Origin of the sequence: Streptosporangium sp. NPDC006930 (assembly GCF_040635605.1) — a bacterium.
In the GTDB taxonomy this organism is placed as follows: Bacteria; Actinomycetota; Actinomycetes; order Streptosporangiales; family Streptosporangiaceae; genus Streptosporangium.
Window position 1 is genome coordinate 143495 of record NZ_JBEYID010000011.1, and the last position, 13816, is coordinate 157310.

The 13816-nt window shown below is 69.1% G+C and carries 12 protein-coding genes; 6 read left to right on the forward strand and 6 right to left on the reverse strand.

Going from position 1 to position 13816, the window contains the following annotated elements; translation table 11 throughout:
- Nucleotides 1-304: 304 nt before the first annotated feature.
- The 3 genes from mppR to mppP are packed head-to-tail and all read right to left on the reverse strand — an operon-like array spanning nt 305 to nt 3516.
- A complete protein-coding gene (mppR, locus tag ABZ664_RS20830) occupies nt 305-1147 on the reverse strand; it encodes an enduracididine biosynthesis enzyme MppR (RefSeq protein WP_362512021.1) in 843 nt (280 codons plus the stop codon).
- A 3-nt stretch (nt 1148-1150) separates the two neighbouring features.
- The gene (locus tag ABZ664_RS20835; protein WP_362512024.1) at nt 1151-2386 is read right to left on the reverse strand and encodes an aminotransferase class I/II-fold pyridoxal phosphate-dependent enzyme; all 1236 of its coding nucleotides are present in this window, start codon (nt 2384-2386) and stop codon (nt 1151-1153) included.
- On the reverse strand, nt 2383-3516 hold the full coding sequence (gene mppP, locus ABZ664_RS20840; RefSeq protein WP_362512028.1) for an enduracididine biosynthesis enzyme MppP: 1134 nt from the start codon (nt 3514-3516) through the stop codon (nt 2383-2385). The genes ABZ664_RS20835 and mppP overlap by 4 nt, the downstream gene beginning before the upstream one ends.
- Before the next feature lie 417 nt (nt 3517-3933).
- Here mppP and ABZ664_RS20845 point away from each other — a divergent pair, with 417 nt between their 5' ends.
- From ABZ664_RS20845 to ABZ664_RS20855, 3 genes are all read left to right on the forward strand, one after another.
- The gene (locus ABZ664_RS20845; protein WP_362512031.1) at nt 3934-5457 is read left to right on the forward strand and encodes a glycosyltransferase family 39 protein; all 1524 of its coding nucleotides are present in this window, start codon (nt 3934-3936) and stop codon (nt 5455-5457) included.
- A gap of 148 nt (nt 5458-5605) precedes the next feature.
- Nucleotides 5606-6136, forward strand: coding sequence for a hypothetical protein (locus tag ABZ664_RS20850; RefSeq protein ID WP_362512034.1), 531 nt, complete (start codon nt 5606-5608; stop codon nt 6134-6136).
- 21 nt (nt 6137-6157) lie between these two features.
- A complete protein-coding gene (locus ABZ664_RS20855) occupies nt 6158-7423 on the forward strand; it encodes an MAB_1171c family putative transporter (RefSeq protein WP_362512037.1) in 1266 nt (421 codons plus the stop codon).
- Here the strand turns inward: ABZ664_RS20855 and ABZ664_RS20860 are convergent.
- Both ABZ664_RS20860 and ABZ664_RS20865 read right to left on the reverse strand, forming a co-directional pair.
- A complete protein-coding gene (locus ABZ664_RS20860) occupies nt 7416-8033 on the reverse strand; it encodes a flavin reductase family protein (protein WP_362512040.1) in 618 nt (205 codons plus the stop codon). The two genes, ABZ664_RS20855 and ABZ664_RS20860, sit on opposite strands and share 8 nt — an antisense overlap.
- Before the next feature lie 202 nt (nt 8034-8235).
- Nucleotides 8236-9822 carry a tryptophan halogenase family protein gene (locus ABZ664_RS20865; protein WP_362512043.1) on the reverse strand — a complete coding sequence of 529 codons (1587 nt, stop codon included), beginning with the start codon at nt 9820-9822 and terminating at the stop codon, nt 8236-8238.
- A 639-nt stretch (nt 9823-10461) separates the two neighbouring features.
- Between ABZ664_RS20865 and ABZ664_RS20870 the strand changes: the two genes are divergently transcribed.
- The 3 genes from ABZ664_RS20870 (at nt 10462) to ABZ664_RS20880 (ending at nt 12602) form a co-directional block, all read left to right on the forward strand.
- Nucleotides 10462-11376, forward strand: a complete 915-nt coding sequence (locus ABZ664_RS20870) for a winged helix-turn-helix domain-containing protein (protein WP_362512046.1) — start codon at nt 10462-10464, stop codon at nt 11374-11376.
- An 81-nt stretch (nt 11377-11457) separates the two neighbouring features.
- Nucleotides 11458-11676, forward strand: a complete 219-nt coding sequence (locus tag ABZ664_RS20875) for an MbtH family protein (protein WP_362512049.1) — start codon at nt 11458-11460, stop codon at nt 11674-11676.
- The gene (locus tag ABZ664_RS20880; RefSeq protein ID WP_362512052.1) at nt 11673-12602 is read left to right on the forward strand and encodes a TauD/TfdA family dioxygenase; all 930 of its coding nucleotides are present in this window, start codon (nt 11673-11675) and stop codon (nt 12600-12602) included. The genes ABZ664_RS20875 and ABZ664_RS20880 overlap by 4 nt, the downstream gene beginning before the upstream one ends.
- 109 nt (nt 12603-12711) lie before the next feature.
- Here the strand turns inward: ABZ664_RS20880 and ABZ664_RS20885 are convergent, their stop codons facing one another.
- Nucleotides 12712-13704 carry a hypothetical protein gene (locus ABZ664_RS20885; RefSeq protein WP_362512055.1) on the reverse strand — a complete coding sequence of 331 codons (993 nt, stop codon included), beginning with the start codon at nt 13702-13704 and terminating at the stop codon, nt 12712-12714.
- Nucleotides 13705-13816 lie beyond the last annotated feature (112 nt).

Genomic DNA, 13816 nt, shown 5'->3' on the forward strand with positions numbered 1-13816 from the left:
GAATACCAGAGCGTCAACTGGGATGGCTGGCGGTGTTTTTTTGTATCAATACCAGTTTATCACCTTCGCGAATTGGTTGTTGGGAGGCATGTCAGGCGAGAGGGTGAATGATCTTCCGGGTGAGGCGTCGAGTGAAATGCCGCCATATTTTCCCGCAGGACGGTGGTTGTCTGGGAAATATTCTTCGTGTCGGTGGGGCGGGAAACCTGGAACGTGGAGAGGCCCCCTCGCCTGCCGCCTGCCGCCTGCCGCCTGCCGTCTGCCGCCTGCCGGGCCTCGGCGCCGCGGGAGCGCGGAGCCGTCGTCACATGGTGTCACCGATCAGCGGTCGGCCGTGGTGCAGCGTCTCTGCGTAGGAGAACACGTAGCCCGCGCCCACCTCGACGGGGGCGAGGCCGGCCAGGTCGACGTCCGGTCCCTCGAGGAGGCGGAGGTCGGCCGAGCCCGTCCAGATGTCGGAGAACTCGATGTCGGTGACCTCCGAGACGACGAGCTGGTTCAGCGGCGGCTCCGACGGTACCCAGGAGGGGAACAGCCGGGTGTGCACGAGCGGGACGGTGTGCAGGAACGGCGGCCGATCGATCCGTCCTTCCAGCGTGACGGTCGCCTCGGCGGTACGCCGGCCGTCCACCGACAACACCCCGCCGAACCGCCCCCCGCCCGCCAGCCGGGGACCGGCCCGGCCGACCTTCGCCGGCCGGATCTGGTGGACGGCGCCGAACTGCTTGGGCATCCCCTGGATCCAGCCGCGCATCAGCGGGACCGGGCTGTCCACCCAGGCGTACGGGCAGCGCGCCAGCTGCCGCCCCTCGTACCGGCAGGCGATCAGGATCAGGAACTCGGAGAACCGGCACCGTGCCGGGTCTGCCAGCTCGGCTCCGGAGTCCGAGCACCACTGCCACTCGGCGAAGATGGCCGCGGCCGCACCGGGGTCGGGCCCCAGATCCAGCTCGGGTGGCAGGAAGCGCCCGGCCGAGGCCGGGTCCACGCGGTAGTCGACCATGATGACGTCGCCAGAGAAGTGCCAGGGTGGGGGAGTGACCATCGCCGAGTTACCGGAGGGGGACAGCGGCAGGGAGTAACCGGAAGGGCCCGCCGCCCGTGTGGAGGCAGCGGGCGTCTCGCCCGTCGTGACGGTTGATCGCATGAGCTAGGTCCGATCCGTGTGCGCCGGTACCGCGTGCCAGGCCGTGGTCAGCCGCTGGGCGGCGGCGGCCAGCCGCGGGGGGGAGTTGAAGCTGTAGGCCATCCGGACGGCCGGACGCACCGTGCCGCCGAAGCGGGAGCCCGCCGCGACCTCGACCCCCGCCCCGCTCGCCGCGGCGAGCAGGTCGCACTCGCGGTATCGGCGAAGGGCGCGGAGCCAGACGAAGAAGCCGCCGTCCGGCCGGTCGAGCTCGAAGTCGTCGCCCAGGCCGGCCAGCAGGGAGTCGACGAGTGTGTCCCGCCGCTCCCGCAGCCGCTCCCGTAACCAGCCCAGGTGTCTGTCGTAGTCGCCTGCCCGCAACAGGGCGGCCATCGCGAGCGCCGAGGTGTGGTTCAGGCAGCCGCCGCTGCGGAACAGCCCGTGCCCGGCGAGCCGGTCGATCATCGGGGTCCCGGCGAGTAACCAGCCCAGGCGCAGCCCGGGGGCGAGCGTCTTGGAGAACGTCCGCAACCGGATCACTCCGTGGTAGCCCGCGAGCCCCGCCATGGAGGGCGGAGTGGGTTTCCCGTCGAGGTTCAGTTCGGCGTAGGCGTCGTCCTCGATGACCGGTGTCCCGTGGCGGGCGGTGACGGCGAGCAGTTCGCGCCGCCGCTCGACGGGGACGACCCGGCCCGTCGGGTTGTGGAAGGTGGGATTCAGGTAGACGAACGCCGCCTGCTCTTCGGCCAGAGCGTCGCGCAACGCGTCCGGGTCCATGCCCTCGGAGTCCGAGCGCACCTCGCGCGGTCGCAGCCCGCAGTCGGTGAGGATCAGGCGTCCCAGGTCGTAGCAGGTCTCCTCGACGAGGACGAGGCTCCCCGGGGCCGCCAGGGTGGTGGCGATCAACTGAAGGGCGTGTGAGATGCCCGCGGTGACGAGCACGTTGCCGGGCTCGCAGGCGATGCCGTCGGCCACGGCGGCCCGGTCCGCCAGTGCGGCGCGCAGGTCGAGCGCGCCCCGGTCGTCGCCGTAGCCGAGGGCGGCCGAGCCGTACTCCTCCATCGCCCGCGCGTAGGCCGCTTTCAGCAGGTCGACCGGGAGCAGGCCGGGTTCCAGGTAGCCGGGTCCGAGGTCGAACACGCCGGGAGCGGAGACCGACTGCACGATTCCCGCCCGCCAGAGCCGCGCGTGCGACAGGGGACCGGCGGCCTTCGCCGGTCCCGCCTCGATCGACGTGGTCTCGCCCGGGGCGCTTCTCATCGTCCGAGCAGTACGGAACGCAGCGCGCGCGTCGCCTCTTCGAGGGGGGCGACGGATCTGGCCAGGGCGATCCTGAGGGTGTCGTCGCCCTCCTGCGGGTTCGCCCAGTGGAACTTGTGACAGGGCAGCACGTAGACGTTGTGGTCGCGCAGCTTGGACCACACCTCCAGCGACGATCGCTCGCCGACGTTCACCCGTTCCACGCTTCCCCTGCTGAGCGTGTCGGGGAAGTGGATTCCCGGCACTCCGGCCAGACCTTCCCTCACCAGGGCGCGGTTGCTCGCGACGAAGCGGTGCAGGTCGGCGAGACCACCGTCGGCCGCGTCCTCGGAGAATCTCTGGACCAGCGCGAGGACCAGCGGGGACACGCCGAGCAGGATGTCGGAGTAGACCTTGGCCACGGGAAGGCCGAGGTCGGCGGCCGTCACCAGCCAGCCGATCTTGAGATCGAGTGTCGGCCACAGCTTGCCGGTGTCCTCGATGACGACCCAGCGGCACCCGCTGTCCCGCAGCACCCGGTAGTGGTCGTAGTGGGCGGCGGGGTCGAACCCGCGGAACGACGTGTCCAGAGCCAGGACCAGATCACGCTCCGCGCACTGCCCGGCGAGCCTGCGCAGGCCCTCCTCCGACAGCACCCGGCCTGTCGGGTTGTTCGGCGTGGTGACGAAGACGCAGCCCACCGAGCCCAGGACGTCATCGAGCTCGTCCTCGCCGAGCCGTTCCTCGGCCACCGGGACCAGGGTGAGCCCGACACCGCGGAGGATGTCCGGGATGTTGTCGAAGGTGGGGTGGATCAGCGCGACCGAGTCCATCGCGCCGGCCAGGGAGCGGGCGAGGATCTCCATGGCCACGGAGGAGGAGTAGCAGGCCAGCACGCGGCCGTTGTCGTCACCCGGGTAACTGTGCTGGCCGAGAAGCCCGAAGTAGGCGCGGTGCGACTCTCGCTCCACCTCGTCGATCGGGAGTTCGGCGGCCTTGGCGAACAGGTTGGGCAGGTCGTCGATGATCCGGGCCTGTCCTGCGGTGAGCGCCTGGCGGGCGTGCGCGTCGGCGATGTTCAGCGGGCTGTTCAGGGCCAGATACTCGAATTGGGTGAGATTGCCGACGTCCAGGCCAGAACTGGCAGGCATCGTCCGGGTTTCCTGCATTCCGTTCACCTCGCATGGGTGGTTCGATCGTGTGGGGGCGGCCGGGTCAACCTGTTTTCCGGCATTCGAAAACTCCCTGTCGAATGCGGGGGTAGCGGTTTGTGAACCGCCGGTGCGCCGGCTCCGTCGAAATACGGGATCGGGTAACGCGACAACGACAGGGCATTGATGGAAAAATAATGCAAAAAAAGAATGGGCGCAAGCGCCTTGTTGCTCAATACGCGAGCTGCATATTTTCCCGAGGATTCAATGTCGTTGCCCTCTCGGGCACCCGCCGTCATGCTGTCACCAGCGGCCGTCCTGCCGGCGCGGTGATTTCACGCGGAACGCCTATTTAAAGCATAAGCAGGTTCTTCCTGTCGTGGCGGGTCGCGGATCGAGAATGAGAGGTGCCCTTCCATGTCGACCGTGACGGCCATTCAAGAACCGTATTCGGAAAAAGGCGCGGCACCGGTCACGCCGGTGCGCCGAGGGCCACTGGCGGCCGTGTCCGGCGGGGTGACGGCCCTGTTCCTGCTGCTTTCCGGCGGACAGGGGTACTACGTCGACGAGTTGTATTTCCGGGTCGCCGCGGGACATCTCGACTGGGGGTACGCGGACCAGCCGCCCCTCATTCCGCTGCTGGCACGCGTGCAGATCGCGCTGTTCGGGGACAACCTGGTCGCGATTCGCGTCGTGCCCGCGCTGCTGGCCGGGCTCGCCGTGCTGGTCGCCGGGCTCATCGCCCGCGAACTGGGCGGGGGCGGCAGAGCCCAGGTGCTCGCGGCGTGCGCGACGGCCGGTTCGCTGGCGTCGTTCGCCGCCGGACACGTGCTCCACCCCACCGCCGTGGACCACCTCGTCTGGGTGACGGTGTGCTGGGCGGTGATTCGTGTCATCCGCAGCGGCGAGCGAAGGTGGTGGCCGATCGCCGGACTGGTGGCCGGGGTCGGTCTGCTCGCCAAGTACCTCGTGGTGCTGCTCGTGATCTGTCTCGTGGCGGGACTGCTGGTCGCGGGGCCCAGACGGGTGCTGCGTGACCGGCACCTCCTGGCGGGCGTCGCGGTCGCCGCGCTGGTCGCCGCGCCTGGCCTGATCTGGCAGGCGCTGAACGGCTGGCCCCAGATCGCGATGACCGGGACCCTGTCGGAGCCGTTCGGGGTCGCGAGCGTGATCAACTTCGTCGTGGGGCAGGTGCTGATGATCGGCCCGTTCCTGACCCCGGTGTGGGTCGTGGGACTGCTGGCACTGATGCGCCGGCCCGAGTGGCGCGCCTACCGCTCGCTCGGCGTGGCCTACCTGGTCATGGTTCCCGTCCTGCTCCTTGCCGGTGGCGCCCCCCGCTACACCGAGGGCCTGCTGACCGTGCTGCTGGTGGCCGGGTGCGTCAGGGCCGACGGCTGGGCGGCGACGATCTCGCGCCGGGTCCTGGTCTGGGCGGCGCTGGCCGGAAACGCGCTGCTGGCCATGGTGATGGTGCTGCCGGTCCTGCCCGCCGAGGTCTACGCCCGCGACCCCGTGCTGGCGGCGCTCGGTGAGGAGCAGTTCGGCCAGACGGGCTGGGACGGCCTGGCGGCCCAGGTGGCCGAGGTCTATCGGTCTCTGCCCGAGGCGGACCGGGCGCGAGCCGTCGTCTACGGCCACAACTACGGTGAGGCGGGAGCTCTCAATCTGTACGGGCCCGGTTACGGGCTGCCGCGAGAATACAGCGCCCACAATTCCTACGCCGATTTCGGTCTTCCGGCAAATGATAAAACGGTCATGGTGGCCGTCGGTGTGGACCGGTCCTCGTTCTCCAGGCTGTTCGGCCAATGCGAGCCCCGCGGCGAGCTCACTTTCGAGTTTCCCCATTTCGAGCAGGGGAGGGAGATCCTGGTGTGCCGTGACCCTCACGAACCGTGGTCGCGGACCTGGGCTGAATTGCGCTGGCTGGGGACATTCTGACACCGCGACTTGATCTCCGGCCTGCTAGGCTCGGTGCGGAGACAATACCAAGACCTCACGGGGGTGGGTCGATGGAGATGTTCACGCGCGGTGGCCGGACTTTTCCCGGAAACCATATTCGACCGCGTGAATGGCTTGGAGCCTCCCGATGACCCGTCCGGGGGCGAGTTTCAAGCGGATACGCCGTCGCTGCGACGAGATACTGCGCGATCTCCCGCTGCCCACGCCGTTCGACGCCGTGGAACTGTGCGAAACGGTGGCGCGAAGGCGCGGCAGGGCCATCCGGCTGGCGCCGATGAGGAACGGGTTCGGTGTGATGGGCCTGTGGGCGGCCGTGGGCGACGTCGACATGATCTTCTATGAGGAGGCGACCACGCCGCCGCACCAGGAGCACATCATCCTCCACGAGCTGGGCCACCTGCTGTGCGGGCACGACAAGGCACAGCTGCCGGTCGCCGAGTACGCGCTGCCGCTCATGCCCGGCCTGGACCCGCGGATGGTGCGCACGGTTCTGGGACGTACCTCCTACTCCGCCGCCGAGGAACAGGAGGCGGAACTCCTCGCCTCGCTCATCCTGCAGCGGTTCAGCCGGGCAACCGCTCCCGTGCGACTCGGCGGGGTGGCGGCCGGCCGAATAGACGCCGCGTTCGGCTGGACGCCAGAGGACTCTCCCCGATAGCCCGCCGGCCGAGGTGGTCGCATGGGTCTGTACGTCCCGCCGCTGCTGGCGTGGATCTGCCTGGTGTTCGCGCTGCTCAAGTCGGACCTGCGCGCCCGCGACCCGGCGAGGCGGGCGATTCTGAGGGTCCTGCTCGCCCTGGCACTCTCCTTCACGGTGCTCGCTCCCGCCCCCTACGACGCCGTCGCGCGGTTCACGGGCGTGCCGAACCTGGCCAGGTTCCTCGGGCACGCGGCGCTGCTGGAGGCCGCCCTGATGGGGCAGGTGTTCCTGCTGTATCTGGACCCGGCGGTGGATGATCCCCGGGCGCGGTTCAGACGCCAGGGGTGGTGGGCGGCGGGTGTCCTGGCGGCGATGGCCCTCGCCTTCGCGCTCGCCGACACGCCGGTGAACGACCGGTCGTTCACCGGCCGCTACGGGGGCGAACTCTGGGTTCTGGAGTACTGGGTCATCCTCGGCGCGTACCTCGTGCCGGCTTTCCACAGCATGGGCAGGATGGCGTGGCGTTACTCCCGCCTGAGCGGCAACGTCTTCGTCCGGGTCGGGCTGCGACTGGTCGCCGCCGGGGTGATCGCGGCCCTGGTCCACCACGTCAACAAGGCGTTGCTGCTCGCCGTGGACCGCCTGGGGTATGACCGGGCCCCGGGGGTCGGACGCCTGCTGGACGCGTTGCTGCCTCTCGCGGTTCCCGTTCTCATCCTGCTGGGCGCCACCATGTCGGCGTGGGCACCCTTTCTGCGGCTGCCCGCGCTGCTGGAGTGGCTGCGGCGCTACCGCGTCTACCTCGTGCTCCGCCCGCTGTGGAGAGGGCTGTACCGGGCCAACCCCCAGATCGCCCTCGTGCGGCCGCCGCATCTCCTGGCGGACCTGCTGACGCCGCGCGACCTCGGCCTGCGCCTGTACCGGCGGGTCATCGAGATCCGGGACGGCCGGATGATCCTCCGGCACCGCCTCGATCCGGACGTCGCGGCCGCGGCGCGAGAGCGGGCCGTGCGGGTGGGGGTCACCGGCCGCATGCTGGACGCCGTCGTGGAGGCGGCGACGCTGTCGGCCGCGCTGCGCGCCGTCGGCAACGCCGACGCGGCCGGCAACGCCGACGCGGCCGGCAACGCCGGCGATGGCGAGGCGCGGGCCGGGGAGCCGCCCTCGGTTGCCGTACCCGGCGGCGACGACCTGGCCAGCGACATCGCCTTCCTGTGCGACGTCGCCCGTGCCTACCGCCGCTCGCTGTGGGCGTGGAGGTTGTCCCGGCTGCCAGGCGCGCGCCTCCCGCGGCGCCTCAGGTGAGCATGCCGCCGGCCGGTCGCGGTTCCTCGGGCCGGGGGGCGGGCGACCAGGAGGAGTACTGCCTGAGCCCGTACAGCAGGGGCACCGCCCGCGTGCGCTGTTCCACCCGGAACACCTCACCGAACACCACCGTGTGGTCGCCCACCTCGACCGTGCGGGTGACCTGGCAGTCCGCGAACGCGTGGGCCTCCTCCACGAGGTGTGGCCCGCCGAAGGAGGGCTCCACGTGCCATCGGACCCGTTCGAAGCGGTCCTCCGCTCCCGAGGCGAAAAGTTCCGCGGCGTACCGCGCGCGGTCGTGCAGGAGGTTCACGGTGAAGGTGGACAGCTTCAGCATCGCCTGCAGTGTCGGACTGCGCCTGCGGACGCACAGGAGCAGCGTCGGCGGGTCCAGCGCGACACTGCACACCGAGGAGCAGGTCATCCCCCACGGCCGGCCGTCGGGTTCCGCCGTCGTCACGATGGCGACCCCGCTGGGGAAGGCCGACATCAGTGACCTGAACAGCGCGGGCTCGACCGGCGGCGTCGTGGGGGGAGGTTCGAAGGGGGCGCCGAAGGGGGGCTCGAAAGGGGTGTCAAAGGGAGAAAGGCCGAGGAGTGGGTCCTTCACCGCGGCGCTCCTTTTCCGGCGGCCGTGCCCTCGGGACCCGGCGCCTCGTAGTTCGCTCGATCGGGGCTTACGACGGGCTGGTCGCGGTCACCGGCGTCGCTCGCGGTGTGGCCGCGGCTCATGGGCCCGGACCGGGCGGCGTCGGCGCAGGACCGGCGTGCCCCGCCGTCCGCCGCCCGGCCCGTCGCCGCGGCGTGGTTCGTCACGCCGTGCTGAACGCGTTTCGCCCTTCGGAGGACAGGTCGTGCAGGTGCGCGAAGTACTCGTACTGGCTGGGCAGTTTCTCGACGAGTTCCCTGGCCTGCTCGCGGACCAGGCGCAGCTCCCTGGCGGCGGCGGTGCCGTCGAAGAGCTTCAGCGCCGGGGGGGCCTGTACGGGGAGGCCACCCAGCCCGAGGAGCATGGCGGTGTAGGAGTAGGGCTCGAACCCGTGGTAATGGGGGAAGATCGTCTCGGAGTCGGGCAGTTTGACCTGCCACTGCTCCAGGCGTTCGGCCAGCCCGTCGGGGACCGGCCGGGTCGTGGCGTCCTTCCAGTAGTCGTTGTCGGCGCGCGCCGCGGTATGGTAATGCAGCACCAGGAACTCGCGTACGCCGTCCATCACGTTGGCGACCTGGCGGTTGTACGACTCGCGCAAGCGGTCGTCCCACTGTTCGCCGGGGAAGTGCTTGACCAGCTGCTCGACGGCGTTCTGGATGAAGAAGATGCCGGTCGACTCCAGCGGCTCGACGAACCCGCTCGACAGTCCGATGGCGACGCAGTTGTTCATCCAGGAGTTCTCGCTCCGGCCGATCCGCATTCGGATGTGGTTGGCCTCCAGGTCGTCCGCGGCCGGGCCGACGAACTCGCGGAGGGTCCGCTCGGCCTCGTCAGGTGTGCAGTAGTCGCCGGCGTAGACGTAGCCGGTGCCGACACGGCCGAACAGCGGGATCGTCCAGATCCATCCCGCGTCCTGCGCCGTGGCCGTGGTGCAGGGACGGATACCCCGCTCGGCCATGTTCACCGGCACCCGCAGTGCCACCGCCCTGTCGTTGGGCAGTGCGTCCTGGTAGGACCTGAAGGGCACGGAGAGCGCCTTGTTCAGCAGCATTCCGCGGAAGCCGGTGCAGTCGATGAACAGATCGCCCCGCAGCGTGCCGCTCTCCTTGGTGACGACGTCGGCGATCCAGCCGCGCTCGTCGAGGTTCACGTCCACGACGTCGTCGAGGACGTGATGGACGCCGCGGTCGGTGCCGTACTTCGTGAGATACCTCGCCAGCAGCGCGGCGTCGAAGTGATAGGCGTAGGGGAACTGGGTGTCCTGCTCGGTCAGCGTGGTGCGGTAGCCGCGCTCGCCGCCGGCTTCGGTGAAGTCCTGCTCGAACAGGGCGCCGGAGAGATAGCGGGGAGACTTCTTCGCGTCGCAGAGCGAGGCGATGACGAAGCAGTCCTTGTCGAACCGGTCGCCGGAACGCTCGTTCAGCCACCAGTCGGTGATCGGGAAGCCGTTCACCGTGCGCAGACGCTCGAACGGGTGGTAGAAGTGGTGGCCCTGGGCACGCCAGTTCTCGAACCGGATCGCCAGCTTGTAGGTGGCTTGGCACTCCGGCATCCACTCGCGTTCGTCCAAGCCCAGATAGTCGAAGAAGTGGCGGATCGTGCTGAAGGTCGCCTCACCGACCCCGATGGTGGGGACGTTCTTCGACTCGACCAGCGTCACGCTGATCCGGTCGCCGAAGGCCGCCCGCAGGTACGAGGCGGTCATCCAGCCCGCCGTGCCACCTCCGACGATAACTACGCTTTTGACCATTCTGAACCCTTATCCCTGCGCGTGAGAATGGAACATCGGGAGAAGACCGCGAGACGCCGGGGAGTGCGGAAGATTTGGCCCGATGGCGTTACCCGCCCCAGCCTTTCGAAAAGCCTGCACCGAAAGAGCGGGTAGATTCCACATCATTGACTCGGTAGCTAAACAGTGGGGTCAGGCGCGCGTTCCGTGCGCTGTGCGGCGGGTCGGCGGCCGAACCGGTAAGGGGCCTGCCGCCGCTTGCCCGCCCGCCTTCCGGTGTGCTCACCCATCCGACCCGAAGCCCGTGGCCGAGGAGGGGCCCGAAACTTAGGGGCAATGTCGCAGGTCAGAGGCTATTCGGTTGAGGTGCATAAGCTGGCGTGTATGGAGTTTCCCCTCTCCTCTAACGAGAGTTGACTTCCGCTCGACGTCGCAGTTAGGTTGTTAACGGGCCATTTCGGAGTGGTGAGAATGTCACTCTCGGTTTCCGATTGGATTCTCTCGGGTGGCCTCGAGTGTCGGCCGGCGCTCGACGAGATCAAAACGGGCCAGGTTCCGGGGCGTAGGGGACCATTATTCGATGGCGCCTTCCCCTTGGAGGCGCCGACCACTTCCAACAGGAAGAACAACTAATCTTTCTACAACGCTGGGGGCGCGGTGTTGAGGATTCATTTCACTGTTGAGGATCTGGCGCGCCTGCGCATGGTCGCGAGTCTCGGACCGGTGGCCGAGAGCGTGTTCGCGCTCGACCTCTTCGGCCGCACCGGTGGCGCGTTCTTCAACGTGTGGCGCAGGCACGTACGCGACCGGTTGGGAGAGGGCGTCCGCAACGTGGAGCAGTTGATCCGCGAACGCCGGGCGTCGGCGGAACTGCTGGAAATGGCCGGACGCTCGCCGGACCGCGCCGCACCGCGCTCTCCTGCCGAGGAGTGGACCAGCAGGCGGGTGACCGCCACCATGCTGGGGTTCTGCCAGGTGGCCGTCCTGCCGTACTGGAGCAGGGTGCGCGGGCACCTGGAGTCGGAACGCGAGGTGTACGGCCGGATAGCGATCACCAACGGTGTCGAGTGCCTGCTCGAGACGCTGCACCCCAGGCTGTGCTGGAACCCTCCGGTGCTGGAGATCCCCGACGCGGAGGACCGCGACGTCCACCTGAACGGGCGCGGCCTGCTGCTGAGTCCCTCGCTGTTCCTGCAGGGCAGGAACCACCTATTCCTCGACAGGGAGAACGAGACAGGGCTGCCCGCCCTGGTGGTCTCGGCGCCGTGCACCTCGGCCGTCATGTCCGACCTGATGGAGACGCCGGCGCCCGACGACGAGGCGCTCGGCGCACTGGTCGGGCACACCAGGGCCGCCGCGCTCCAGGCACTCACCGAGAGCTGCACCACGGGAGGGCTTTCCGAGCGGCTCGGGATCTCCCTGGCCGGGGCCAGCAAACACGCCACCGTACTGCGCAAGGCAGGTCTGATCACCACCGCGCGCAACCGCAACACGGCCCTGCACACTCTCACGTCCCTGGGCATGGCGCTGCTGCACGGGGAGCCCTTCACAGCCCCCCAGCCCCAGCGCAACTGACCTCGGTGCCGGCTCCCGCGCCCTTTCGCGTCGCTTCCTGACAACACCTCGCGGACGCAGAATCCCGGAAAGGAGAGCAACATGAGCTCGAACCCCTTTGAAGATCCCGAAGGCACCTACCTCGTGCTGGTCAACGACGAGGGGCAGCACTCCCTGTGGCCCTCGTTCATCGACGTGCCCGACGGATGGACCATCGTCCTGCCTGAGACGGACCGGCAGGCGGCACTGGACCACATCACCGCGAACTGGACCGACATGCGCCCGAAGACCCTGGCCGAGGCGATGCGGAACCAGGCATGACCGGCCACGAACTGCCCCTCGTCATCGAGGGGGGCGGTACCCGGATCACCGACCGGGTGAGGGGCGACCGGCAGCAGATCCGCAAGAGCCTCACCGTGCACGGAGCCGTGCTGTTCCGCGACTTCGAGGTCGGCGGTGTCGACGGCTTCGACGAGGTCGTGCGCGAGCTGTCCGGGGCGCCGCTGACCTACGAGGAACGTTCGTCCCCGCGCAGCGTGATCAAGGGCAACGTCTACACCTCGACCGACTACCCGCCGCAGGAGGAGATCTTCCTGCACAACGAGAACTCCTATCAGGCGGTCTGGCCGATGGTGCTCTACTTCTACTGCCTGGAGCCGCCGTCGACCCAGGGGGCCACGCCGCTGGCCTCCACCCGTGCCGTCCACGACACGATGGACCCGCAGGTCCGCGAGGAGTTCGAGCGGCGTGGGTGGATGGTGGTCCGCAACTACGGTGACGAGCTCGGCATGTCGTGGCGCCAGGTGTTCAACACCGACAGCCGGGACGAGGTCACGGACTACTGCCGGCGCAACGGCGTGGAGACCGAGTGGCTCGACGGCGACCGGCTGCGGACCAGGGCCGTTCGCCGGGCCGTGCACCACCACCCGGTCACCGGGGCCCCGGTCTGGTTCAACCACGCCACCTTCTTCCACATCAGCACCCTCCCCGAGGGAGTCAGGCTGGGACTGCTGGAGATGTGCGGGGAGGAGAACCTGCCGAGCAACACCTACTACGGCGACGGCGGGACGATTCCCGACGACGTCACCGACCACCTGAGGGAGCGCTACCGGGCGGCTTCCGTACGGTTCGACTACCGTCGTGACGATCTGCTGGTCGTCGACAACATGCTGGCCTCGCACGGCCGTGAGCCGTTCACGGGACCGCGGAAGATCGCCGTGGCGATGGCGGAGCCGTCCTCGGCCTGATGCCCGCGCCTGCTGTCGTTCGATCCCCTGTCACGTCCCCCGACCGGAGCCTCGTATCTCCGAGCCCGGTCCCGGTCCGGTTCAACCGGACCGGGACCGGGCTTTTTCGTCAGTCCAGTGTGCGCAGCCGCCGCGACTCGGCGGAGACGACCGCCAGGATCAGCAGGTCGGCTCCAAGGCCGGGGAGCGCGGAGAACTGGTTCACGACGAACGCGAAAGCCTGGCCGAAGAGGATGTCGATCAGCATCGCGGTGCCGAACAGCCGGAAGGCGGCCGCGCGGTCCCTGCGCAGCCGCACCGCTCCCCACAGTGCCAGCACCACCGTGGCCGTCGCCGAGGCCGCCATACCGATCACCGCCCCCCACTCCTGCTCGCCGTCGAGTGAGTCGTGGGCGTTCTCCAGGGCGAGGCCCACCAGGGGGAGGAGCGCCTGGACGACGAGGTAGACCACTACGAGGGCGACGAGCAGGGGACGGCGGGTCAAGCCGTCGAGGGTGGCGCGGGCTCGGGCCCACCAGGTCCGGATCCGCCCGGGAGCCGCCTCTCGGGCCGGCACCATGCCGAGCAGCCGGACCGCCGCCGCGTCAAGCGCGTCGTCGGAACCCTGGACCAGTCGCACGGCGGCGTGCCGCTGCTCCACGGTCAGCCCCGAGGTCACCCCGATGAGCGCCGCGTAGACGGCGTTGGCCGTGCGCTCCTGCCGGGAGTAGTCGGTCCGGCCCTTCAGCCACTGGGAGAGCGTGACCAGCGTGGCGAAGACCAGGTAGATGATGCCCGCGGCCGGCCGGTAGAAGTAGTCGGTGGTCTGGGTGACGAACTTGCCGACCTCGTCGACGAACAGCCCGAACCCGACCCCGCCGAGGACCGCGCCCCATGTCCGCGCGGCCTGACCGAGGAACGCGAGCGTGACGCCCAGGCCCACCATCATCAGCAGGCCGCCCCACAGGACGTGTGCGATGTGCAGGTTCCCGCCGCCGAGCTGGGGATATCCGGCCTGTTGGAGATAGGCCCTGGTGACCAGCACCGCGCTGATCCCGGATATCGCGAATACCTGCAGATGTGCGGCGGCGCTGGTCACCCGCGTCAAACCTGACAGGCGCACTGTGAATCTCCTCGTCGTGCCGGTGACGTTCTGGAAACGGCTGGCCGAAAAGGTGACGGCCTCATACCCGGAGAGATATGACCTCCGCTGCTCCGCGTCGGCGGATGGAAAG